At 37.8% G+C, this 21,893-nt stretch carries 29 protein-coding genes and 1 pseudogene; 3 read left to right on the top strand and 27 right to left on the bottom strand.

The annotated features are described in order from the left end of the window. Positions 1-41: 41 nt before the first annotated feature. Entirely contained in the window at positions 42-1,829 is a 1,788-nt protein-coding gene (argS, locus tag Q0874_RS05580; RefSeq protein WP_299160479.1) for an arginine--tRNA ligase, read from the bottom strand. A gap of 161 nt (positions 1,830-1,990) precedes the next feature. Between argS and Q0874_RS05575 the strand changes: the two genes are divergently transcribed. The 3 genes from Q0874_RS05575 to Q0874_RS05565 all read left to right on the top strand — a co-directional run bounded on the left by Q0874_RS05575 (position 1,991) and on the right by Q0874_RS05565 (position 5,411). After that, a complete protein-coding gene (locus tag Q0874_RS05575) occupies positions 1,991-2,416 on the top strand; it encodes a hypothetical protein (protein ID WP_299160476.1) in 426 nt (141 codons plus the stop codon). Between the two features lie 3 nt (positions 2,417-2,419). Continuing rightward, the gene (locus tag Q0874_RS05570) at positions 2,420-3,844 is read left to right on the top strand and encodes an SDR family oxidoreductase (RefSeq protein ID WP_299160474.1); all 1,425 of its coding nucleotides are present in this window, start codon (positions 2,420-2,422) and stop codon (positions 3,842-3,844) included. Between the two features lie 73 nt (positions 3,845-3,917). Then, positions 3,918-5,411 (top strand): carboxypeptidase-like regulatory domain-containing protein, encoded by a 1,494-nt coding sequence (locus tag Q0874_RS05565; protein ID WP_299160471.1) that lies wholly within the window; start codon positions 3,918-3,920, stop codon positions 5,409-5,411. Between the two features lie 232 nt (positions 5,412-5,643). Here Q0874_RS05565 and ctlX read toward each other — a convergent pair whose 3' ends face one another. From ctlX to rplP, 26 genes and pseudogenes are all read right to left on the bottom strand, one after another. Continuing rightward, positions 5,644-6,576 (bottom strand): citrulline utilization hydrolase CtlX, encoded by a 933-nt coding sequence (gene ctlX / locus Q0874_RS05560; protein ID WP_299160468.1) that lies wholly within the window; start codon positions 6,574-6,576, stop codon positions 5,644-5,646. Positions 6,577-6,806: 230 nt separating this feature from the next. Then, the gene (locus tag Q0874_RS05555; protein WP_299160464.1) at positions 6,807-7,721 is read right to left on the bottom strand and encodes a dimethylarginine dimethylaminohydrolase family protein; all 915 of its coding nucleotides are present in this window, start codon (positions 7,719-7,721) and stop codon (positions 6,807-6,809) included. 19 nt (positions 7,722-7,740) lie between these two features. Then, positions 7,741-9,024, bottom strand: coding sequence for a citrate synthase (locus Q0874_RS05550; protein ID WP_299160462.1), 1,284 nt, complete (start codon positions 9,022-9,024; stop codon positions 7,741-7,743). Positions 9,025-9,324: 300 nt separating this feature from the next. Then, the gene (eno, locus tag Q0874_RS05545; protein WP_299160459.1) at positions 9,325-10,614 is read right to left on the bottom strand and encodes a phosphopyruvate hydratase; all 1,290 of its coding nucleotides are present in this window, start codon (positions 10,612-10,614) and stop codon (positions 9,325-9,327) included. Positions 10,615-10,713: 99 nt separating this feature from the next. After that, a complete protein-coding gene (gene carA / locus Q0874_RS05540) occupies positions 10,714-11,841 on the bottom strand; it encodes a glutamine-hydrolyzing carbamoyl-phosphate synthase small subunit (protein ID WP_299160456.1) in 1,128 nt (375 codons plus the stop codon). A 368-nt stretch (positions 11,842-12,209) separates the two neighbouring features. Continuing rightward, positions 12,210-12,659: pseudogene (gene rplQ / locus Q0874_RS05535) on the bottom strand (50S ribosomal protein L17); the annotation flags it as partial. A 56-nt stretch (positions 12,660-12,715) separates the two neighbouring features. Beyond that, on the bottom strand, positions 12,716-13,708 hold the full coding sequence (locus tag Q0874_RS05530; protein WP_299160454.1) for a DNA-directed RNA polymerase subunit alpha: 993 nt from the start codon (positions 13,706-13,708) through the stop codon (positions 12,716-12,718). A gap of 19 nt (positions 13,709-13,727) precedes the next feature. Further along, positions 13,728-14,333 (bottom strand): 30S ribosomal protein S4, encoded by a 606-nt coding sequence (gene rpsD, locus Q0874_RS05525; RefSeq protein ID WP_299160451.1) that lies wholly within the window; start codon positions 14,331-14,333, stop codon positions 13,728-13,730. 100 nt (positions 14,334-14,433) lie between these two features. Next, positions 14,434-14,826: a 30S ribosomal protein S11 gene (gene rpsK, locus Q0874_RS05520; RefSeq protein WP_299160450.1), complete on the bottom strand. Its 393-nt coding sequence runs from the start codon at positions 14,824-14,826 to the stop codon at positions 14,434-14,436. 10 nt (positions 14,827-14,836) lie between these two features. Next, positions 14,837-15,211 (bottom strand): 30S ribosomal protein S13, encoded by a 375-nt coding sequence (rpsM, locus tag Q0874_RS05515; protein WP_299160449.1) that lies wholly within the window; start codon positions 15,209-15,211, stop codon positions 14,837-14,839. A gap of 2 nt (positions 15,212-15,213) precedes the next feature. Continuing rightward, a complete protein-coding gene (ykgO, locus tag Q0874_RS05510) occupies positions 15,214-15,330 on the bottom strand; it encodes a type B 50S ribosomal protein L36 (protein WP_122514977.1) in 117 nt (38 codons plus the stop codon). Positions 15,331-15,340: 10 nt separating this feature from the next. After that, positions 15,341-15,556, bottom strand: a complete 216-nt coding sequence (gene infA, locus Q0874_RS05505; protein WP_015753973.1) for a translation initiation factor IF-1 — start codon at positions 15,554-15,556, stop codon at positions 15,341-15,343. 3 nt (positions 15,557-15,559) lie between these two features. After that, positions 15,560-16,903 (bottom strand): preprotein translocase subunit SecY, encoded by a 1,344-nt coding sequence (gene secY, locus Q0874_RS05500; protein WP_299160448.1) that lies wholly within the window; start codon positions 16,901-16,903, stop codon positions 15,560-15,562. A 12-nt stretch (positions 16,904-16,915) separates the two neighbouring features. Continuing rightward, positions 16,916-17,368 carry a 50S ribosomal protein L15 gene (gene rplO, locus Q0874_RS05495; RefSeq protein ID WP_299160446.1) on the bottom strand — a complete coding sequence of 151 codons (453 nt, stop codon included), beginning with the start codon at positions 17,366-17,368 and terminating at the stop codon, positions 16,916-16,918. A 12-nt stretch (positions 17,369-17,380) separates the two neighbouring features. Continuing rightward, positions 17,381-17,560: a 50S ribosomal protein L30 gene (rpmD, locus tag Q0874_RS05490; RefSeq protein ID WP_299160445.1), complete on the bottom strand. Its 180-nt coding sequence runs from the start codon at positions 17,558-17,560 to the stop codon at positions 17,381-17,383. A gap of 11 nt (positions 17,561-17,571) precedes the next feature. After that, positions 17,572-18,096: a 30S ribosomal protein S5 gene (gene rpsE, locus Q0874_RS05485; protein ID WP_299160442.1), complete on the bottom strand. Its 525-nt coding sequence runs from the start codon at positions 18,094-18,096 to the stop codon at positions 17,572-17,574. An 8-nt stretch (positions 18,097-18,104) separates the two neighbouring features. Further along, positions 18,105-18,461 (bottom strand): 50S ribosomal protein L18, encoded by a 357-nt coding sequence (gene rplR / locus Q0874_RS05480; RefSeq protein ID WP_299160439.1) that lies wholly within the window; start codon positions 18,459-18,461, stop codon positions 18,105-18,107. A 10-nt stretch (positions 18,462-18,471) separates the two neighbouring features. Then, the gene (rplF, locus tag Q0874_RS05475) at positions 18,472-19,014 is read right to left on the bottom strand and encodes a 50S ribosomal protein L6 (RefSeq protein WP_299160436.1); all 543 of its coding nucleotides are present in this window, start codon (positions 19,012-19,014) and stop codon (positions 18,472-18,474) included. 19 nt (positions 19,015-19,033) lie between these two features. Then, positions 19,034-19,432 carry a 30S ribosomal protein S8 gene (gene rpsH / locus Q0874_RS05470; protein WP_299160433.1) on the bottom strand — a complete coding sequence of 133 codons (399 nt, stop codon included), beginning with the start codon at positions 19,430-19,432 and terminating at the stop codon, positions 19,034-19,036. 21 nt (positions 19,433-19,453) lie between these two features. After that, positions 19,454-19,723, bottom strand: a complete 270-nt coding sequence (rpsN, locus tag Q0874_RS05465) for a 30S ribosomal protein S14 (protein WP_299160430.1) — start codon at positions 19,721-19,723, stop codon at positions 19,454-19,456. A 1-nt stretch (position 19,724) separates the two neighbouring features. Then, positions 19,725-20,276, bottom strand: a complete 552-nt coding sequence (rplE, locus tag Q0874_RS05460) for a 50S ribosomal protein L5 (RefSeq protein WP_299160427.1) — start codon at positions 20,274-20,276, stop codon at positions 19,725-19,727. 2 nt (positions 20,277-20,278) lie between these two features. Continuing rightward, positions 20,279-20,590, bottom strand: coding sequence for a 50S ribosomal protein L24 (gene rplX / locus Q0874_RS05455; protein ID WP_299160424.1), 312 nt, complete (start codon positions 20,588-20,590; stop codon positions 20,279-20,281). An 11-nt stretch (positions 20,591-20,601) separates the two neighbouring features. Beyond that, the gene (gene rplN / locus Q0874_RS05450; RefSeq protein ID WP_299160421.1) at positions 20,602-20,970 is read right to left on the bottom strand and encodes a 50S ribosomal protein L14; all 369 of its coding nucleotides are present in this window, start codon (positions 20,968-20,970) and stop codon (positions 20,602-20,604) included. 2 nt (positions 20,971-20,972) lie between these two features. Beyond that, on the bottom strand, positions 20,973-21,230 hold the full coding sequence (gene rpsQ / locus Q0874_RS05445) for a 30S ribosomal protein S17 (protein ID WP_299160418.1): 258 nt from the start codon (positions 21,228-21,230) through the stop codon (positions 20,973-20,975). A gap of 13 nt (positions 21,231-21,243) precedes the next feature. Continuing rightward, complete coding sequence (rpmC, locus tag Q0874_RS05440) at positions 21,244-21,435, bottom strand: 50S ribosomal protein L29 (RefSeq protein ID WP_299160415.1); 192 nt, start codon at positions 21,433-21,435, stop codon at positions 21,244-21,246. 17 nt (positions 21,436-21,452) lie between these two features. Further along, positions 21,453-21,875 (bottom strand): 50S ribosomal protein L16, encoded by a 423-nt coding sequence (rplP, locus tag Q0874_RS05435; protein WP_299160412.1) that lies wholly within the window; start codon positions 21,873-21,875, stop codon positions 21,453-21,455. Between the last annotated feature and the right edge of the window lie 18 nt (positions 21,876-21,893).

Raw genomic sequence — 21,893 nt, 5'->3', positions numbered from 1 at the left:
TTTTTACAACTACCGGTATATATCACTTTAGTTTCGGTGTTTCACATTCTAACAGGAACTTCAATACCAAGCAGCTTAAAAGCAGATTTAATTACCTCTCCCACTTTCTTTGCAAGCTGTACTCTAAATACCCTTATCTCTTCCTCCGATTCACCTAATATAGAGACCTGTTGATAAAATGAATTGAACTCCTTAACCAGATCATACGTATAGTTGGCAATTAAGGCCGGGCTGTAATTTTCAGCGGCAAGTTTTACAGTATCAGGATAGATTTCCAGTAGTTTTATTAATTCCTTTTCTTTTGGATGTAGCCCAACACTCTCACCTAGTTTTTTTACAAGATCATCTGCACTCAGGTTTGCTTTGCGAAGAATAGATTGAATCCTGGCATAAGTATATTGAATAAAGGGGCCCGTATTTCCCTGAAAATCCACCGATTCCTCAGGGTTAAATAAAATTCTCTTTTTTGGATCAACCTTTAATATATAATACTTTAATGCTCCCAGGCCAATGATGCGATATAGTTTTTTTCTTTCTTCTTCAGAGTAATCATCCAGTTTCCCCAATTCCTCAGAGATTTGGGCAGCAGTATTGGTCATTTCGTCAATCAGATCATCCGCATCAACCACAGTACCTTCCCTGCTTTTCATTTTTCCCTCCGGCAAGTCAACCATCCCATAACTCAGATGGTATAAATGTTGCGCCCAGGAATAACCGAGCTTCTTTAGGATCAGGAACAATACCTTAAAATGATAATCTTGTTCATTGCCCACGGTATATACCATTCCTCCAATATCCGGAAAATCTTTTACACGCTGAATAGCGGTGCCAATATCCTGTGTCATATACACAGCTGTACCGTCTGCCCTAAGAACAATTTTCTCATCCAGTCCCTCATCGGTGAGGTCTATCCATACACTCCCGTCTTCCTTCGTGTAAAATATTCCATTCTCTATCCCTTCGGCAATAACATCTTTCCCCAACAAATAAGTCTCACTCTCGTAATAGAGTTTATCAAAATTTACTCCCAAATTTGCGTAAGTCTCATCAAAGCCTGCATACACCCAGCTATTCATTTTCTTCCAAAGCTTCACTACTTCAGCATCTCCGGCTTCCCACTTGCGAAGCATTTCCTGGGCTTTTAGAAGCATTGGAGCTTCGCGTTCGGCCTTTATTTTATCCTTTCCGGCTGCCACAAGCTTCTCCACTTCTTCCTTATAGACCTTGTCAAATTTTACGTAATACAAGCCGGCCAATTTATCGCCCTTTAATCCTGTACTCTCAGGAGTTTCCCCATTTCCAAACATTTGCCAGGCAAGCATACTTTTACAGATATGTATACCCCTGTCATTAATGATCTGTGTTTTATATACCCTATTCCCGTCAGCTTTTAGAATTTCTGCCACAGAATAACCAAGTAAATTATTCCGGATATGACCAAGATGCAGCGGTTTATTGGTGTTGGGTGAAGAATATTCTACTAAGATCGCATTTCTATCCTGCTCCGGCTTGCGTCCATAACTTTCCTCATTTTTTATGGAATTAAAAAATTTCTTGAAGTAATTATCAGTAATCACTAAGTTCAAAAATCCCTTAATTACATTAAATTCCTTAACCTCATTTAGTTCCTTCTCCAAATAGGTGCCTATTTGAATTCCAATTTGCTCGGGATTACCCTTTATATAGCGAAGCATGGGAAAAACAACTACGGTAATATCTCCCTCAAAATCTTTTCTGGTAGGTTGAAATTCAACAGAGGGTAATGTCATATCATACATAGAAGCTACTGCCTCTATCACCTTATTCTCGATAACCTCCTGAATATTCATAAAATTTCCCCAATTAAGGCTGCAAAACTAATGAATTTTTAGACTTTTATAGCTCGTAGCCTTTGGTGTTTACAAAAATATGGAGTTTTCGTCAACTTTGTTGAAAATTGCTACATTCAGGAAGTACTGTCATTGAATAGAATATAGAATAAATTAAAACCATGCTGGTAAACGTATCTTATAATAACAGCGATCTTACAAGGAGAATTGATAGTGAAGTAGGTAAACCCTTTACATTAAAAGAACGGTGGGCGATGAATGGAATAGGATCTCCCAAACTATTTATAACCGAAACCAGTATAGAAATTGGAAATCTCCTTCTTTTAGATAATAATTTGAATAGTTGTAACGTGGAAATGCGTCCAAAAGGGATAATTGTGCGATTTCGATCCCTTTTAGAGACCTATGCACTGGTAATTCCATATTATAAACTTACCATCTATAAAGGTGATTTTGCTATATATTCAATCTTTCGCGACCATTACTTTATAAAAGTGAAATCAGATACCAAAGCTATTCAGAAGTTCTTTAAAAAAATACTGGATTTTAAAGCGGACAACCTACCAACCTCTATTGAAGATTTATAACCTATGAAAATACTAATAACCGGAGCTAACGGATATATTGGAATGCGTTTATTGCCGCTGCTTCTGAATGAGGGACATGAATTAATTTGTGCCGTCCGCAACAAGGAACGCCTTTCCATAGATGCTGAGACGCGCGCTAAGGTTACAATTATTGAAATCGATTTTTTAGACGCTGTTGAGGAAGGAAAAATACCGGTAGATATTGATGTTGCTTATTTTCTAATTCATTCCATGAGCTCATCCATCCGCGATTTTGATGAAATGGAAGCCAGGACAGCGCATAATTTTAACAGCTATATAAATAAAACCAAGGTAGAACAGGTCATTTACCTAAGCGGTATCGTAAATGATGAGAATCTGTCAAAACACCTTTGGTCCAGGAAAAATGTTGAGGAGATATTATCTAAAGGTGAATATAACCTTACTGTACTCAGAGCAGGGATTATTATAGGATCCGGGAGCTCATCTTTTGAAATACTTCGTGACCTCTGTGAAAAGTTACCGGTTATGATTACACCTAAATGGGTCCTCACAAAAACCCAGCCTATTGCTATTAGGGATGTCATGCTTTTTCTGACCGGTGTGCTGGGTAACAGAAAAACATACAATCGATCTTTTGACATTGCCGGCCCGGATGTCCTTACCTACAAGCAAATGCTACAGCGTTACGCTCGGAAAAGGGGCTTTAAAAACTGGATTATTACTGTTCCCGTAATGACCCCTAAGTTATCTTCTTATTGGTTGTATTTTATTACTTCAACTTCTTATAAATTGGCTTTAAACCTTGTAGACAGCATGAAAATTGAAGTAGTGGCAAAGGACAACCAACTGGAACAATTATTGGGGATAAAAACCCATACTTATGAGGAGGCGATAGATATGGCCTTTATAAAAATTGAACAAAACCAGGTTGTAAGTAGCTGGAAGGATAGTATGATTAGCGGAAGGTTAAATCAAAATCTGGGCAAGTTTATCCAGGTACCTAAATACGGTGTTCTTAAAGACGAGAAAAAACTAAAAGTGCAGGATACGGAAGCGGTTTTAAAGAATATATGGAAGATTGGCGGAGATAATGGTTGGTACTATGCCAATTGGTTATGGAGGTTCAGGGGGTTTATAGATAAACTTACAGGTGGTGTTGGACTAAGACGCGGGCGTACACATCCTGATAAAATCTTTCCAGGAGATGCCCTGGATTTTTGGCGAGTTCTATTAGCCGATAAAAAAAACAAACGACTTCTGTTATTTGCGGAAATGCGTTTGCCCGGGGAAGCCTGGTTAGAATTTAGAATTGATGAAGACAATGTATTGCATCAGACGGCTACCTTTAGGCCAAGAGGGCTAAAAGGCAGGCTATACTGGTATAGTGTACTACCTTTTCATTATTTCATTTTTGGAGGAATGATAAAAAATCTGGCAAAAGCATAATTAATTATAAAAGTTAGTAACGTTTTATAAGGTTACTTCGTCTTAGTTGAAATATTAATCAAGAATATTACTTATGAGCAAACCCATATCTAACATTTTTATTCACATATTCCTACTTGCTTCTATATCAATATATGGCCAATCTATTTCCTCCAGGGTAGTAGACACCAAAACAAACGAAGGCATTCCATATGCAACGGTACAATTTGCCGAAAATCGCGGTATTATCACGAATGAGGAAGGCAGGTTCAGTATAAATCTGAGCTCCAGGCTGGAACAGCAAGATTCCATCTATATATCCAGTATGGGTTATAAAAAAACAGCAATCCACTTCAAGGCTGCTTTGGATAGTGTTATATATATAGAACCAAAGGCTATTGAACTAAATGAAGTATATCTATTTAACAATGATCTCAGTGTTGATGAAATCATTGAAAAAGTAAAAGAAAATTTACCGATAAACTACAATAGAGAACCCATAAAACAGCGCTTGTTCTTTAGGCAATCCAGCCTAAATACCATGACTAAGCTAGATATTGAGTTTGAAAAATCGACCATTGAAGAGCTTAATAAAAAATTTCTGGATAGTGTGATCTCCATTTTGCCAAGAAATGCGTCCTACTATACAGAAAGTCTGTGTGATTTTTACAGAAAACCAGACGAGCACCGCTTATATATAGAAAAGGCCGCTGAATTATACGATAAAAATAATGAAGGGTCTATGGAAGCTCTTTCGGCTAAATTAGAGCGTATTTTTAAAGAAAATGTAAAACCCGATTCCTATCTAAAAATTAAATCGGGCTGGTTTGGTCAAAAAGTCGAGTTAGATTCAATATTCGATTCTTCAGACGAGACTGCTGAGATAGAAGATGAACTCAAAGATGAGGGCAATAAACATTTTCTGTCATCCAAAAAAAATCAACTGCACGATCTATATTCTGAACTCTTCTACAATGATAAGACCAAGCTAAATTTTATTGACAAATCTAACCGCTATGAATTTAGACTAAAAGGATATACAGCCATAGAAGACGAGGGCGTATATGTGATAGCATTTGATCCAAAAAGGTCTGAAGACTTTAGAGGAACAATCTATGTAAACATAGAAGATTTTGCAATAATGCGAATAGACTATGAGAACGTAAATTCATTGAAAAGAATAAAATTATTGGGGTTCTCCTATGAAGAAATCACCTATAAAGGAACCACTATTTTCAGTAAGGGAAGTAATAATAAGTACGATTTAAGATTTATTGATAAGGTATTCGGGCGTAAAATGGGTGTAAGAAGGCCTTTGAGTGTAATAGAGAAAAACAAGTATGTAAAGGGAAGAAGGAAGCAAAATGAATTGTCTATGGAGCTGGATATTATTAATTTCAATACCGAAAAATACGAATTAGTAGTCTTTGATTCCAAGCTAATTAGCACTGGGGAATTTTCCAATTCGGTTGAAAATGAAGCTGTTAAAGCCACATACCTTTCCAGTTACAATCCTGAATTCTGGGAAGGATATGATATTATGGAACCCAATAAAGCTATTCGAGAATTTACAGTTTCTGATAAATAAGCTGTATTTGTTAAAATAATCAGACCTGGTAGAATTGGGCGAATAGGATCCCGGATAAATATTCCTGACAGACTGGACATTTTATTAGGTCATTCCAAACCACATATTGATGTCCTTGTGGCAGTTCAAAAATTACTCTTATAACATCTTTGCCCTTTTTATGGTAATTAGGATAACCTTATTTATGAAAGATGTAATAAATAAGAATTCGTGAGGCTAAAGCGTTTTAACATTAAGGTCTTGGTAAAAATACCTCTGCCATCATACAACGTGCACTACCGCCACCGCAGGTCTCAATGGTGTCTAAAGTGCTATGCACTATAGGGTTATACTTTTCCAAAATACTAATCTGATCCGGTCGGAGGCTGTTATAAGCCGCAGAACTCATTACCAGATATCGTTGATCTGACGCTCCGGCTACCTGGAGCATATTTCCTGCGAAGTGATGCATTTGTTCCTCAGTGATGCTGATAATCTCTTTCCCGTCTTGTTTAAGATGATCTACAACGTTTTTCCTTTCATTCTTATCATCTATAGATTCTAAACAAATTACGGCGTAGGACTCTCCCAAACACATCATAACATTGGTATGGTATATAGGTAATCGCTCTCCATTAACAGATTGATTTGCAGTAAAAATAACAGGAGTACATTCGAAGTCTTCACAAAACTCAATTACCAATTCTTCATGCGCCCGGTCAGAAAGTGCACAATACGCTTTTTGATTTACACGGTCCATTAAAATGCTTCCTGTACCTTCCAAAAAAAGTCCTTCTTTTTCCGCAGAAGTATAGTCTATTATATGCTCTATCCGGAAACCATTGGCTTCAAGAATATCAAGTATATCTTCTCTTCGCTCCTTTCTGCGATTTTCGGCGAACATCGGATAAATGACTACCGTACCATTTGAATGAAAAGAAATCCAGTTGTTTGGAAAAATTGAATCGGGTGTATCAGGCTCAGGCGTATCCTCAACTACTATTACCTCAATTCCTTTAGCCCTTAAAACATCAACAAAGGTATCAAACTCCTGCTGTGCCTTTAGGTTAATTGTACTGTTTTTGATGTCGATATCTTCCATAAAATAGTTATTCACCGCGGTCTGTTCGTTCATACGAAATTGTACCGGGCGAATCATCAAAATGGTGTTGGTAATCTGTTCCATTAGCTTCTTAAAAATTCTGGATAAAAGTAACCAATTCGCAAATCATTTTGCTACAAATTTCAACTTATGGTATAGCAGTACTGTTTGGCAAAAGATATTAATCATTAATCAAATTCTTAAACAGAAGTGCCAAAAATTAAAAAGAGGTAAAAGTAATTTTTAATGGGCAAATTTAACCGATCAATTCTTGTAGTACATTAAGAATTATAAGAATGTGCAGAACAAAAGTATTAGTCCCGGACTAAAGGCATGGTACTGCATCTTAACAACCCGCCTTGTTTAGAGACCTCGGCATATGGTATTTCCTCCACAGTAAAACCCTGATCTCTAAGCCAATTATTCAGCCTTGTAAAATTTCTCTCGGAGACAATAACATCCGGACTTATGGAAAATACATTGCTAAACATGTGATACATTTCATCGCCGGTGATTTCAAAGATATTTTCCCTGCCAAAATGTGAAACCAGCCATTCATATTCTTCTTCGATCAGGAATCCATTTTTATGAATGATGGCCTTATCATGTCCAATGGGTTGAAAACAGCAATCGAGATGCAGGGCGTTTTCTTTTGGATTACTGATTGATTTGCGCAATTCAAAGGATTTAACCTTTTTGTGAGGAAACATCTTTCTGATGTATTCCACACCTTCCCAATTGGTTCTTGCCGTAATATAATCCGGGTAATCATGACCGGTATAGGTGCCAATAAAAATGTAATCCTTCCATGGCATTACATCCCCGCCTTCTATATGAACTTCCTTCGGTGGATATAATATGTTTTCCAGGGCAATAAATTCAAGAACATGAAGAATGGCCTGAAATTCCTCCTCCCTATGTGGAAGTATATTTGCTTTGATGAGTTTATCTTCTATAACAAATGCAATATCCCTAGAAAAAATCTGGTTACAATCAGCTATTATCTCGGGCCTGTAAACTTCTACACCATATTTCATTAAAACAGCGGCAAATGCCTCCATTTCAGTAATCATATCTTTCTCAAGGGGATATGTACCTGCCAGGATATGCTCCAGAGATTTAGGATCATAAGCGTCTTCCGGCTTTGGAACAGGACCACTACTTTGAGCTGTTCCCAATAAAACAGATCTTAACCTGGATGTCTCATCATAGACGTTTAAATGCAGCATTTGTATTGTCTATGTAAGTCTATCTTTTGTTAACTTCTTTAAAAGGTCTTAAATTTTCTCCGATATATATCTGCCGTGGTCTTCCAATTGGTTCACCTCTTAGCCTCATTTCTCTATATTGGGCTATCCATCCCGGAAGACGGCCCAAAGCAAACATTACCGTGAACATATCTACAGGTATTCCTAAAGCCCGGTAGATAATTCCAGAATAGAAATCTACATTGGGATACAACTTCCGATCTACAAAGTACTGGTCTTCCAAAGCTTCTTTCTCCAGACCCTTGGCAATATCCAATATGGGATCCTCAATACCAAGATCTCCCAAAACCTCATCAGCCGCTTTTTTAAGAATTTTAGCCCTGGGGTCGAAATTCTTATACACCCTGTGTCCAAATCCCATAAGTCTGAACGGGTCGTTTTTGTCCTTGGCCTTGGCCATATATTTTCTGGTGTCACCTCCATCCTCATCAATAGCTTGAAGCATTTCCAGCACGGCCTGATTAGCACCCCCATGTAAAGGGCCCCAAAGTGCAGATATGCCAGCAGACAGGGAAGCAAATAATCCTGCATGAGAAGAACCAACTATTCTAACAGTAGATGTAGAACAATTCTGCTCATGATCTGCATGAAGAATTAATAGTTTGTCCAAAGCTTCAATTACGATTTCATTCTTATGATAATCCTGATCAGGCCTTCTAAACATCATTTTATGAATATTTTCCACATAACCCAATGAACTACTTCCATATTCCAGTGGCAGACCTTTTTTCTTGCGGAGTGTCCAGGCAACCAGGACAGGAAATTTAGCTAAAATCCGAACTATTGCATGATACATATCCTCTTCTGAAGTGACGTTTACAGAACTTGGATTAAAAGCGATCAGAGCACTGGTCAAAGATGATAAAACACCCATTGGATGCGCCGATTTTGGAAATCCATCAAGGATTTTTTTCATTTCCTCATCTACATGTGACTCTGCTTTAATATCCTTATCAAATTTTATTAGTTGCTCCTCGTTTGGTAATTCTCCAAAAATGAGCAGGTATGCAACTTCAAGAAAATCTGCTTTCTCCGCCAATTCTTCAATAGCATAGCCACGATACCTTAGAATACCTTTCTCCCCATCTAAAAAAGTAATGGCACTTTCACAGGAACCCGTATTCTTATATCCGGGATCCAGGGTGATAATACCACTAGACGAACGTAAGGTTTTAATATCAATGGCTAATTCATTTTCAGTACCTTCGACAACAGGAAATTCATACTTTTCCCCATTAACTTGCAATGTAGCTTTTTCGGACATATGCTTGATTTTGATTAATAGAACGGTGTTGTAAATTTAAGAAAAAGGAAGGACGTTAACAATTACTGAGGGGAATAAGAAGTGTAAAACTTGAAGAAAAATAATTGATCTAAATAATAGCTGCTTCTATGTTCAAATAACTATTTTTATTTAGATTCCCTTAGTACTTCCACACAGAATATTTCTCATTAAAATAGTCTTCTAATTCAAGATATGTTATAGAATTACTTTGATGTATTCATTTTATAAAAAAAAAGCCTTTCTATCTAAGAAAGGCTTTTATAATATTGAGGATTATCTCTATCCTAACTTAAATGCTTTTTCCTGCGGATAATAGGCCACATCACCCAGTTCTTCTTCTATCCGCAACAATTGGTTATATTTAGCCATACGATCACTTCTGGAAGCCGAACCTGTTTTTATCTGACCGGTGTTAAGTGCTACGGCTAAATCTGCAATAGTATTATCTTCAGTTTCACCTGACCTGTGAGACATTACGGAAGTATATCCCGCATTTTTAGCCATATTCACAGCGGCAATAGTTTCTGTAAGTGTGCCAATCTGATTAACTTTTATTAGTATTGAATTGGCAATGCCATTCTTGATTCCCCTTGATAATCTCTCAACATTAGTAACATACAAATCGTCTCCAACTAATTGAACGCTATCACCAATCATATCAGTTAATGTCTTCCAGCCATCCCAGTCGTTTTCATCCATCCCGTCTTCAATGGATATAATAGGGTATTTTTTACTGAGATCAGCTAAATAAGCTGCCTGTTCTTCTGAGGTCCGAATGGCACCAGAATCTCCTTCAAATTTGGTATAATCATACTTCCCATTCTCATAGAATTCTGCTGCTGCACAATCAAGTGCAATCATAACCTCATCACCAAAAGAATATCCCGCATTTTTAACAGCCAGTCCAATAGTCTCTATCGCATCTTCGGTACCATCCAATGTAGGCGCAAACCCACCTTCATCACCTACCGCAGTGCTTAAGCCTCTATCGTGCAATACTTTTTTAAGATTATGAAATATTTCCGTCCCCATTTGCATAGCATGCGAAAAGCTCTTTGCTTTGATTGGCATAATCATAAATTCCTGGAAGGCTATGGGCGCATCTGAATGCGAGCCACCATTAATTATATTCATCATAGGCACCGGCAAAGTGTTAGCACTAACACCACCTACATATCTGTACAAAGACATTCCCAGCTCATTAGCAGCTGCTTTGGCAACTGCTAAAGACACTCCTAAGATTGCATTGGCTCCTAATTTAGATTTATTCGGAGTACCATCAAGTTCTATCATGGTATGGTCTATTAGGTTTTGATCAAAAACCAACATCCCAATTATTTTTTTGGCTAATATATTATTTACATTTTCCACAGCTTTCGTTACTCCCTTACCCATAAAGGCCTTCCCTCCATCACGTAATTCAACAGCTTCATGTTCACCGGTAGAAGCACCGGAAGGAACTGCTGCGCGTCCTAAAACGCCATTTTCGGTTATAACATCTACTTCTACGGTCGGATTTCCTCTGGAATCGAGAATCTGCCTTGCATGCACATCAATTATGGTACTCATATTGTTAAATTTTAAGGTTGAATTATTTGACAAAGATACAAAAGGAGTATGGACCCAATGCTATATCGGGCCTCACAAAGACCGGAATATAACAATTCCTTAAACCAATGTATCTTTATTAACATTGGAAGTGATCATTTCAAAAAATTGATCAAAAAGATATTCTGCATCATGAGGTCCCGGACTAGCTTCAGGATGATATTGAACAGAAAAAACATTTTTATTTTTTACCCTGATACCTGCCACTGTTTTGTCGTTTAGATGGACATGGGTAATTTCAATTTCCGGATTAGACTCCGTTTCATCCCTGCTTATGGCAAACCCATGATTTTGAGAGGTAATTTCACCTTTGCCTGTTAAAAGGTTCAGTACCGGATGGTTTATCCCTCTATGCCCATTATGCATTTTATAAGTAGATATACCATTAGCCAATGCGATAACCTGGTGACCGAGGCAAATTCCAAATAAAGGTTTATCATTAGCCATGATCTTACGAGCTACCTCGACAGCTTCATGCAAAGGTTCCGGGTCCCCGGGCCCGTTGGAAATAAAAAACCCATCAGGTTGCCAGTCGTTCATTTCTTCATAGGTAGCATTGTAGGGAAATATTTTTATATAAGCATCTCTTTTAGCCAGATTACGTAAAATATTATTTTTTATTCCAATATCCAAGGCTGCTATTTTGTATTGAGCATTCTCATTTCCATAAAAATAAGGTTCTGTGGTTGATACTTTCGAAGCAAGCTCTAATCCTTCCATATTGGGTACTTTTTTTAAGGATTCCCTCAAGCTGTCTATGTCTTCAACTTCGGTTGAGATCACCGCATTCATAGCACCCTGATCTCGTATATGGCTTACCAGGGCTCTGGTATCTACATCGGAAATAGCAAACAGGTTGCTTGCTTCCAAAAAATCCTCCAGACTTTGGTCTGCAATCGGTCTTGAATACTCATAGCTGAAATTCTTACATATCAATCCCGCTATTTTTACCGAACCGGATTCAACCTCATCCCTGTTGGTCCCATAATTACCTATGTGTGCGTTTGTAGTAACCATGAGTTGACCGAAATAAGAAGGATCTGTAAATATTTCCTGATATCCAGTCATCCCGGTATTAAAACAAACTTCTCCATAAGCAGTTCCTTCTTTGTTGCCTACTGCCTTACCAAAGAAAATAGTGCCGTCTTCCAATAATAATAGTGCTCTTTTTTTTGATTGATACTTCATAGTGTTAAATAAGATTACATTTCACAAATAAACATAAAAAAAGGATAGACTTTTAGGTCTATCCTTTATTAAATATTAATGATTTTATAAACAATTTATGCTTTTGAATCATTTTTTTCTTCTTCGGAATCTTCTGGCTCAGTTGTTTCAGGTTCTGACGCTTCTTCTTTAGCTGCCTTTGGTTTTTTAACCTCCTCAATTTCTTGAGTCGCCTCCTCGGTTTCTACAGACTCTGTCTCCTTTATTTCTTCCGCTACTGTTTCCACAGTCTCTTCAACTACTGCTGCTTCTGCAGTCTCTTCAGCTACTGCTGTTTCCTTAGCGGTTTCAGCTACTGTTGTTTCCTTAGCAGTTTCAACTGCCACCTCATCGGCCTTTTTTCCTCTTCTACTTCTTCTTGTAGTTTTCTTTTTAGCAATTTTTTCAGAATTGTAAATCTCATTATAGTCTACAAGTTCTATCATTGCCATATCTGCGTTATCGCCAAGCCTATTTCCTAATTTAATAATTCGGGTATAACCTCCTGGTCGCTCACCTACCTTATCAGAAACACTTCCAAATAATTCTGTAACCGCATACTTATCCCTAAGGTTTTTAAATGCGATACGTCTGTTGTGTGTTCCTTTTTCTGTAGTCTGATTATTCTCCGCCTTTGATTTAGTTATTAATGGCTCTATAAACTGCTTTAAGGCTTTAGCCTTTGCCACAGTTGTATTAATTCTTTTATGTTCAATCAAAGAACAAGCCATGTTAGCCAACATAGCTTTTCTATGAGCTGACTTTCTACCTAAGTGATTGACTTTTTTACCGTGTCTCATCGTTACTTATATAAATGCTTACTAAAAACAGGAAAAGCCCCGTCTTTATTGATAAATTAATCCTTATCTAATTTGTACTTTGAAAGATCCATTCCAAAATTGAGGCCTTTGTTTATAACCAGCTCTTCCAATTCTGTCAATGATTTTTTACCAAAGTTCCTGAATTTCATTAAATCGTTTTTATTGAACGAAACCAAATCTCCTAATGTATCAACTTCCGCAGCTTTTAAACAATTTAATGCCCTGACAGAAAGATCCATATCCACAAGTTTGGTCTTTAAAAGCTGACGCATATGCAGAGATTCTTCATCATAGGTCTCTGTTTGCGCTATTTCATCAGCTTCAAGAGTAATACGCTCATCAGAAAACAACATGAAATGGTGTATGAGTACTTTAGCCGCTTCCGTCAATGCATCTTTTGGATGAATAGAACCATCGGTAACGATCTCAAATACCAATTTCTCATAATCCGTTTTTTGCTCAACACGGAAGTTTTCAATGCTGTATTTTACATTTTTTACCGGAGTAAAAATTGAATCGACAGCTATACTTCCCAAAGGTGCATTAGACTTTTTATTTTCTTCCGCAGGTACATAACCACGACCTTTTTCAATGATTATCTCCATATTTATGCTCACCTTCGGATCCATGTTGCAAATAACAAGGTCCGGGTTTAACACCTGATAACCAGAGATAAATTTTTGAAAATCTCCTGCAGTAAGTTGTTCCTTACCACTTACAGATATGGAAACGGTTTCCTCATTAACATCTTCAATTTGTCTTTTAAATCGAACTTGTTTAAGGTTTAGAATGATCTCGGTGACATCTTCTACAACACCTTCAATAACCGAAAATTCATGCTCTACTTTATCAATTCTTACGGATGTAATTGCAAATCCTTCCAAAGAAGAAAGCAATACCCTTCGCAAGGCGTTCCCAACAGTCAAACCATAACCAGGTTCCAAAGGGCGAAATTCAAATTTGCCTTCGAAATCTGAAGAATCTATCATTATAACTTTATCGGGCTTCTGAAAATTTAATAATGCCATAGTCGGATTTGTGTTGTTTTTATTTAGAGTATAACTCCACGATTAATTGTTCTTTGATATTCTCCGGAATCTGAATTCTTTCTGGAATGGAAACAAAATTCCCTTCCATTTTATCATTGTTCCATGTCATCCATTCATACACACTGCTATTTGCAGAAAGTGCATCTTGTATGGCCTGAAGTGATTTTGATTTTTCTCTAACCCCTACGACATCACCAGCTTTTAAGGAATAAGAAGGAATATTTACCAATTCACCATTAACAGTAATGTGCCTGTGGGAAACTAGTTGTCTTGCACCTCTTCTGGAATTTGCAATCCCCATCCTGTAAACTACATTATCAAGACGTGCTTCACATAATTGGAGCAGTACTTCACCAGTTACGCCTTTACTCCTGTTAGCTTTTGCAAAGAGGTTCCTGAATTGTCTCTCCAATATTCCATAGGTATATTTTGCTTTCTGCTTTTCCATCAACTGGATAGCATACTCGGATTTTTTACCTCGACGTCTGTTATTACCGTGTTGTCCCGGGGGATAGTTCTTTTTCTCGAAGGCTTTGTCGTCTCCGAAAATTGCTTCGCCGAATTTACGTGCGATCTTTGATTTAGGTCCTGTATATCTTGCCATCTTCTTTTAATTTGGAAATGTGATTATGAATTAAGGCTTATCCTTCGATAATCGTAATTGCACTTCCTGTGAATTAACCTTTTATAAATATGTTACTTAATTAAACTCTTCTTCTTTTAGGTGGTCTACAACCGTTATGGGGTAATGGTGTTACATCCACAATCTCGGTAACTTCAATACCGGCATTGTGAATAGAACGAATTGCAGATTCTCTTCCGTTACCCGGTCCTTTTACATAAACTTTCACCTTTCTCAATCCCGCTTCATGAGCTACTTTACAGCATTCTTCAGCGGCCACCTGAGCGGCATAAGGAGTATTCTTTTTGGAACCTCTAAATCCCATCTTACCAGCAGAAGACCATGAAATAACATCGCCTTTTTTGTTGGTCAAAGAAATTATTATATTATTAAAGGAAGCCGTTACATGGGCTTCACCAACCGATTCAACGATTACCTTGCGCTTTTTAGCTGCTTTGGTACTTGTCTTTGCCATATTATGCTATTTATTTAGTTGCTTTTTTCTTATTTGCAACCGTTTTTCTTTTCCCTTTCCTGGTCCTGGAATTATTCTTGGTTCTCTGTCCTCTAAGTGGAAGTCCAGATCTGTGGCGGATTCCCCTGTAACAGCCAATATCCATCAGACGCTTAATATTCAACTGATTTTCAGAACGAAGTTCCCCTTCTATTTTATAGGAGGAAACAGCATCACGAATACGACCAATTTCATCATCGTTCCAGTCTGATACTTTGCTATCCAGATTTACCTGAGCTTTCTCTAATATCTCCTGTGCCCTGCTTTTACCGATACCAAAAATATAGGTAAGTGCTATGACACCTCTTTTTTGTTTTGGTATATCTACACCTGCAATTCTTGCCATAATTACCCTTGTCTTTGTTTGAATCTAGGATTCTTTTTATTAATTACGTACAATGTGCCTTTTCTGCGTACTATTTTGCAGTCAGCACTTCTTTTCTTTATGGATGCTCTAACTTTCATTTCGTCTTTGTTAGTATCTATATGTAATTCTAGCCTTTGTTAAATCGTATGGGCTCATTTCCAGTTTTACTTTATCTCCGGGTAACAATTTTATATAATGCATACGCATCTTCCCGGAAATATGAGCAGTAACTACATGACCGTTTTCAAGTTCCACACGAAACATTGCATTGGACAAAGCCTCTATAATACTACCGTCTTGTTCTATGGGTGCTTGTTTGGCCATAACTTATGCAACTTTTCGGTTTTTACCTGATTTCATCAATCCATCATAATGCCTGTTCAACAAGTAAGAATTAACTTGCTGTACAGTATCAATAGCTACCCCTACCATAATTAAAAGTGATGTACCTCCATAAAACAAGGCCCATCCCGCCTGAATATCCATTAACTTAACCACTAAGGCAGGTAAAACTGCCAATAAGGCAAGGAAAACGGATCCCGGCAAGGTAATTAATGACATTATTTTATCAAGAAAATCTCCTGTTTCTTTACCTGGTCTAATGCCTGGTATAAAACCACCACTGCGTTTCAAATCATCGGCCATTTTATTCGTTGGAACTGTAATGGCCGTATAGAAATATGTAAAAATTATAATCAATAATGCAAATAAAATATTATAGGCCAATCCAAAAATATCCTGGAACTGTACTTCCATCCATTGGCCAACTGCCGTATTATTAAAAGTTCTTCCTAATAAGCCCGGCGCGAACATAATAGCCTGCGCAAAAATTATGGGCATTACTCCTGAAGCGTTCAATTTCAAGGGAATGTATTGTCTGGAACCGGCAATGTTTTTTTCATATCCACCGGAGGCTGACCTCCTTGCATATTGAACCGGTATTCTCCTCGTTGCCATAACCAACAGAACACTGGCCAGAATAACAAGAAACCAAAGAATAATTTCTATAAGCATAAACATCAGTCCACCAGTATTATTAGCGGTTCTGGAAATAAACTCCTGAACAAAAGATTGCGGCATAGTGGCAATAATCCCTACCATAATAAGAAGAGAAATACCATTTCCAATTCCTTTATCTGTAATTTTTTCTCCTAACCACATAGCAAAAACACAACCTGTTACCAGAATAATTACCGAAGGCACGATAAAATTCAAGCCTTTACCTAAAAGAAATGCACTATCCGGAACACCCAGGGCGCTCAGACTATAAAGGTACGCGGGAGCCTGAACAATACAGATACCAATGGTAAGCCATCTCGTTATCTGATTTTTTGTTTTTCTTCCACTTTCACCTTCCTTATCCAGTTTTTGAAGATAAGGCACCGCGATTCCCATTAATTGAACTACAATAGATGCAGAGATATAGGGCATAATACCAAGAGCAAATACAGAAGCATTGGCAAATGCACCACCGGTAAAAGCATTTAAAATACCTAAAATACCTTGTTCTGTATTTGAAGATAATTCTGCTAATTGAGAAGTATCAATACCGGGAAGAACAACCTGAGCACCAAAACGATACACAAGCAGCAGACCTAAGGTTACAATAATTCTGCCCCTCAGTTCGTCTATTTTCCAGATATTTGATATAACCTCAAAAAATTTCTTCATAATCTTCTTTACTTATAAATTTATTGCTTCACCACCAGCAGCTTCAATCGCAGCTTTCGCAGTTGCAGTAAATTTATGTACGGTTATTTTAAGAGACGCTTTTAGTTCACCACCGCCTAATATCTTAACCAAATCGTTTTTATGAGCCATTCCGTTATCTACAAGATCTTTAACAGTGACTGTTTTTTTAACCAATCCTTTATCTGCAAGCTCCTGAAGTTTATTCAGATTTATACCCTGATAATCTTTTCTGTTAATGTTGGTAAAACCAAACTTGGGCACACGTCTTTGCAAAGGCATTTGACCTCCTTCAAAACCAATCTTCCTGGAATACCCGGATCTTGATTTAGCACCTTTATGTCCTCTTGTTGCAGTACCTCCTTTGCCAGAACCCTGGCCTCGGCCTATGGTTTTCCCGGCTTTGTGAACAGACCCTTTGGCTGGTTTTAAATTCCCTAAATTCATTACAAATATATTTTATGCTTCTTCCGTAGAAACTAAGTGTTTAACCTTATTGATCATTCCCATAATATTGGGTGTGGTTTCATGTTCCACAACATGGCCAATCTTACGCAATCCAAGTGCCTCCAGTGTTCTTTTCTGATTTTGTGGCCTTTTAATGCTACTTCTTACCTGCTTAACTCTAATCTTTGCCATACTCTTGCTACTTATCCTTTAAAGACTTTTTCCAACGAAACACCTCTTTGTTTTGCTACAGTTCTGGCATCCCTCAATTGCAGTAAAGCATCAAATGTAGCTTTTACGACATTATGCGGGTTAGAGGATCCCTGAGACTTGGACAAAACGTCCTGTACGCCAACTGATTCCAATACGGCTCTAACCGCCCCTCCGGCAATTACTCCTGTACCATGTGAAGCAGGTTTAACAAACACCCGTGCTCCGCCAAACTTTCCTTTTTGCTCATGCGGTAAAGTGCCTTTACTCAGTGGTATTCTAATTAAGTTCTTTTTAGCATCCTCAATAGCCTTAGCTATAGCGGTAGCTACTTCTTTAGACTTCCCAAGACCATGACCTACTACACCATTCTCATCACCTACAACCACGATCGCAGAAAAACCAAAAGCTCTACCCCCTTTAGTTACTTTAGTAACTCTTTGAACACCAACCAATCTGTCTTTTAGTTCAAGACCTCCCGGTTTAACAATTTCTACATTTTTGTAATTCCCGAACATATTTCCTATTAAAATTTTAGACCGGCCTCTCTGGCACCTTCGGCCAATGATTTTACTCTGCCATGATACAAATTACCGCCACGATCAAAAGCAACAGCTTCTATACCGACTTTCTTCGCTTTTTCAGCTACTGCCTTACCTACCAGGTTGGCAATCTCAACTTTGGTACCTTTTGCCTTACTCAGTTCCTTATCCCTAGAAGAAGCGGAAGCTAAAGTAGTTCCATTATTATCGTCAATTATTTGAGCATAAATCTCTTTGTTGCTTCTAAAAACAGACAATCTAGGCCTCTCAGCTGTGCCAATGGATACTTTTCTTATCCTTTTTCTAATGCGCGCTCTTCTTTCAGTTTTTGATAATCCCATAATTCAATTCTTAAGCGGATTTACCTGCTTTTCTTCTTAATTGTTCTCCGACAAATTTTATACCTTTTCCTTTGTAAGGTTCAGGTTTGCGGAATGATCTTATTTTAGCCGCAATTTGGCCTACCAATTGTTTGTCATGTGAGGTAAGCTTTATAATTGGGTTTTTACCCTTCTCAGAAATAGTCTCAACTTTAACTTCAGCAGCTAAATCCAAAACAATATTATGAGAGAAACCCAAAGCCAAATCTAACTTTTGACCTTGATTACCTGCGCGGTAACCTACACCCACCAATTCAAGCTCTTTAGTCCATCCATTGGTCACTCCCAAAATCATATTGGAAATCAAGGATCTGTACAGGCCGTGTTTGGCTTTATGTTCTTTTGATTCAGAAGGTCTTGTTACCCAAACCTGACCATCTTCAACTTTTATGGAAACCGATGAATATTCCTGAGTTAGTTCGCCCAATTTCCCCTTTACAGTAATAATATTATCCTGCAGTTCAACTGTGGCTCCTTCCGGAATTTCTATTGGATTGTTACCTATTCTAGACATTTTCCTATCTCTTTATTTCTTAATAAACGTAGCATAAAACTTCTCCGCCAACATTATCTCGCTTAGCCTGCTTACTTGTCATAACTCCATGAGAAGTAGAAACAATAGCAACTCCCAAGCCATTAAGCACTCTTGGCATATCTCCGGAACTGGCATATTTTCTAAGGCCTGGCGTACTTATACGCTGAATCTTTCTAATCACCGGTTCTTTGGTCAGCCTATCATACTTTAAGGCAATTTTAATAATTCCCTGTACCTCATTCTCCTCGAATTTATAACTCAAAATATATCCTTGATCGAATAATATTTTAGTTACCTCTTTTTTCAAATTAGAAGCCGGAATTTCAACTACCCGATGACCCGCACTACTGGCGTTTCTAATTCTTGTTAAATAATCTGCTAATGGATCTGTAAACATCTTCTTAACTTTTATATTGGGTTACCAACTTGCTTTTTTAACACCGGGAATCAATCCTTGATTAGCCATTTCTCTAAACATTACACGAGAAATACCAAAAGTTCTCATATACCCTTTAGGCCTGCCTGTCAGTTTACATCTATTGTGCATACGAACAGGAGAAGCATTTTTTGGCAGTTTTTGCAAAGCCTCATAGTCGCCGGCTTCTTTTAAAGCCTTTCTCTTCTCCGCATATTTTGCTACAACCTTCGCCCTTTTTCTTTCACGGGCTTTCATTGATTCTTTAGCCATACTAATTCTTTTTAAAAGGTAATCCCAATTCGGTTAACAATGATTTTGCTTCTTTATCTGTATCAGCGCTAGTTACAAAAGTGATATCCATGCCATTAATCCTATTGATCTTATCAATATTAATTTCTGGAAATATAATCTGCTCTGTTATACCAAGATTGTAATTTCCTCTTCCATCAAAACCTGTAGCTCTAATTCCCTGAAAATCCCTTTCCCTTGGCAACGCAGTAGTAACTAATCTGTCTAAAAATTCATACATGCGCTCACCTCTAAGAGTGACTTTAGCCCCTATCGGCATACCCTTTCTGAGTTTAAAAGCTGCAACATCCTTTTTTGAAATCGTTGCTATAGCCTTTTGACCAGTGATTAGGGCTAACTCATCTAAGGCATGATCTACCAATTTTTTATCGGCTACTGCTGCACCAATACCCCTGCTGAGCACAATTTTTTGTAGCTTAGGTACTTGCATTACATTTTTGTAACCAAATTCTTCTTTGAGAGCCTTAACAATGCGCTCTCCATATTCTTGCTTTAATCTTGGAACGTAAGCCATAACTAAATTACTTCGTTAGATTTTTTAGAAAAACGTACTTTCTTACCATCTCTTACCTCATAGCCCACTCTTGTTGTTTCACCAGATTTGGAATCAATAAGTGATAAGTTAGATAAATGTATAGGAGCTTCTTTTTTCACTATTCCTCCCTGAGGGTTTTGTGCGCTCGGTTTTTCGTGTTTAGATACCATATTGGCACCTTCTATAATCGCCTTATTCTTTTCACGGTCTACAACAGTAACTTTGCCTTCGGTTCCTTTATGGTCACCTGCAATTATCCTAACTGTATCTCCCGTTTTTATTCTTAACTTCATCTTACAATATTTTAAAGCACCTCAGGAGCTAATGAAACAATTTTCATGAATTGCTTATCACGCAACTCCCTGGCAACAGGTCCGAAAACTCGGGTTCCTCTCATTTCACCCGTAGGGTTTAACAAAACACAGGCATTATCATCAAAACGAATATAAGAACCATCCGGTCTCCTTACTTCTTTTTTTGTTCTTACAACAACGGCCGTTGAAACTGTACCTTTCTTTATACCACCGTTTGGGGTAGCCTCTTTAACAGTAACAACAATTTTGTCACCAACCGATGCATATCTCCTCTTTGTACCACCAAGTACCCGTATGGTTAACACCTCTTTGGCACCTGTATTGTCTGCTACTTTTAATCTCGATTCTTGCTGTAACATAATTATTTGGCTCTTTCTAAGACTTCAACCAGTCTCCAACATTTGGTTCTACTCAATGGACGTGTCTCCATTATCTTAACAGTATCCCCAATATTGCAGTCATTGGTCTCATCATGTGCAACATACTTTTTTGTTCGCAGTACGAACTTACCATACATAGGATGCTTAACGCGCTTAACTTCAGAAACCACAATAGATTTCTCCATTTTGTTGCTAGTTACAACGCCTACTCTTTCCTTTCTTAAATTTCTTTTTTCCATAAAGCAGAACCAATTATTGGTTATCCCTTTTTGTTAATTCAGTAGCTAATTGCGCCACAGTTCTTCTTGCCTTCCTAATTTGAAGGGGGTTTTCCAGTGGAGTGACAGCGTGGGCTATTTTAAGATCTGCGTGTTGCTTCTTAAAATGAGCCATTTTTTCCTTCAATTCTTCTACCGATAATTCTTTTATTTCTGATTGTTTCATCATCCTAATTATAAAAATTATGCCGCTTCGTAATCCCTGGCCACTACAAATTTTGTCTTTACTGGTAATTTTTGTGCTGCAAGCCTTAAAGCTTCCTTAGCTATGTCCATGGGCACACCAGCAACCTCGAACATTATTCTTCCCGGCTTAACTACGGCTACAAAATATTCCGGGGCTCCTTTACCTTTACCCATACGAACCTCTAAAGGCTTTTTGGTAATAGGCTTGTCCGGGAATATTTTAATCCATAATTGCCCTTGTCTTTTCATATACCTGGTCGCAGCAATACGAGCCGCCTCTATCTGGCGGGAAGTAAGAAAGCAGGAATCCAAAGATTTAATCCCGAACATCCCATTAGAAAGTTGATTTCCTCTACCGGAATTCCCTTTCATACGTCCTTTCTGCGCTTTGCGAAACTTCGTTCTTTTTGGCTGTAACATAATCTCTAACTTCTTCTT

The sequence above is a fragment of the uncultured Eudoraea sp. genome, assembly GCF_947490415.1.
GTDB lineage: Bacteria > Bacteroidota > Bacteroidia > Flavobacteriales > Flavobacteriaceae > Eudoraea.
Note: the sequence above shows the minus strand (reverse complement) of the source record. Positions and strands in the feature narration are given on the sequence as shown.

Bases quoted from the DNA above. Each gene is read 5' to 3' on its own strand.
- rplX (WP_299160424.1), bottom strand. From the start codon at position 20,590: ATGAAGTTAAGAATAAAAACGGGAGATACAGTTAGGATAATTGCAGGT.
- secY (WP_299160448.1), bottom strand. From the start codon at position 16,903: ATGAAGAAATTTTTTGAGGTTATATCAAATATCTGGAAAATAGACGAA.
- rpmD (WP_299160445.1), bottom strand. From the start codon at position 17,560: ATGGCAAAGATTAGAGTTAAGCAGGTAAGAAGTAGCATTAAAAGGCCA.
- Q0874_RS05550 (WP_299160462.1), bottom strand. From the start codon at position 9,024: ATGTCCGAAAAAGCTACATTGCAAGTTAATGGGGAAAAGTATGAATTT.
- rpsM (WP_299160449.1), bottom strand. From the start codon at position 15,211: ATGGCAAGAATTGCAGGTGTAGATATACCAAAACAAAAAAGAGGTGTC.
- rpsH (WP_299160433.1), bottom strand. From the start codon at position 19,432: ATGTTTACAGATCCATTAGCAGATTATTTAACAAGAATTAGAAACGCC.
- rplO (WP_299160446.1), bottom strand. From the start codon at position 17,368: ATGAATTTAGGGAATTTAAAACCAGCCAAAGGGTCTGTTCACAAAGCC.
- rpmC (WP_299160415.1), bottom strand. From the start codon at position 21,435: ATGAAACAATCAGAAATAAAAGAATTATCGGTAGAAGAATTGAAGGAA.
- eno (WP_299160459.1), bottom strand. From the start codon at position 10,614: ATGAGTACCATAATTGATGTGCATGCAAGGCAGATTCTCGATTCCAGA.
- carA (WP_299160456.1), bottom strand. From the start codon at position 11,841: ATGAAGTATCAATCAAAAAAAAGAGCACTATTATTATTGGAAGACGGC.
- rpsK (WP_299160450.1), bottom strand. From the start codon at position 14,826: ATGGCAAAGACAAGTACCAAAGCAGCTAAAAAGCGCAAGGTAATCGTT.
- Q0874_RS05570 (WP_299160474.1), top strand. From the start codon at position 2,420: ATGAAAATACTAATAACCGGAGCTAACGGATATATTGGAATGCGTTTA.
- rpsE (WP_299160442.1), bottom strand. From the start codon at position 18,096: ATGTTCGGGAATTACAAAAATGTAGAAATTGTTAAACCGGGAGGTCTT.
- rplP (WP_299160412.1), bottom strand. From the start codon at position 21,875: ATGTTACAGCCAAAAAGAACGAAGTTTCGCAAAGCGCAGAAAGGACGT.
- rpsD (WP_299160451.1), bottom strand. From the start codon at position 14,333: ATGGCAAGATATACAGGACCTAAATCAAAGATCGCACGTAAATTCGGC.
- rpsQ (WP_299160418.1), bottom strand. From the start codon at position 21,230: ATGGAAAAAAGAAATTTAAGAAAGGAAAGAGTAGGCGTTGTAACTAGC.
- rplF (WP_299160436.1), bottom strand. From the start codon at position 19,014: ATGTCTAGAATAGGTAACAATCCAATAGAAATTCCGGAAGGAGCCACA.
- ctlX (WP_299160468.1), bottom strand. From the start codon at position 6,576: ATGGAACAGATTACCAACACCATTTTGATGATTCGCCCGGTACAATTT.
- argS (WP_299160479.1), bottom strand. From the start codon at position 1,829: ATGAATATTCAGGAGGTTATCGAGAATAAGGTGATAGAGGCAGTAGCT.
- ykgO (WP_122514977.1), bottom strand. From the start codon at position 15,330: ATGAAAGTTAGAGCATCCATAAAGAAAAGAAGTGCTGACTGCAAAATA.
- Q0874_RS05555 (WP_299160464.1), bottom strand. From the start codon at position 7,721: ATGCTGCATTTAAACGTCTATGATGAGACATCCAGGTTAAGATCTGTT.
- rplE (WP_299160427.1), bottom strand. From the start codon at position 20,276: ATGGCTTACGTTCCAAGATTAAAGCAAGAATATGGAGAGCGCATTGTT.
- rplR (WP_299160439.1), bottom strand. From the start codon at position 18,461: ATGGGATTATCAAAAACTGAAAGAAGAGCGCGCATTAGAAAAAGGATA.
- Q0874_RS05565 (WP_299160471.1), top strand. From the start codon at position 3,918: ATGAGCAAACCCATATCTAACATTTTTATTCACATATTCCTACTTGCT.
- rplN (WP_299160421.1), bottom strand. From the start codon at position 20,970: ATGTTACAGCAAGAATCGAGATTAAAAGTAGCAGACAATACAGGTGCC.
- Q0874_RS05575 (WP_299160476.1), top strand. From the start codon at position 1,991: ATGCTGGTAAACGTATCTTATAATAACAGCGATCTTACAAGGAGAATT.
- rpsN (WP_299160430.1), bottom strand. From the start codon at position 19,723: ATGGCTAAAGAATCAATGAAAGCCCGTGAAAGAAAAAGGGCGAAGGTT.
- infA (WP_015753973.1), bottom strand. From the start codon at position 15,556: ATGGCCAAACAAGCACCCATAGAACAAGACGGTAGTATTATAGAGGCT.
- Q0874_RS05530 (WP_299160454.1), bottom strand. From the start codon at position 13,708: ATGGCATTATTAAATTTTCAGAAGCCCGATAAAGTTATAATGATAGAT.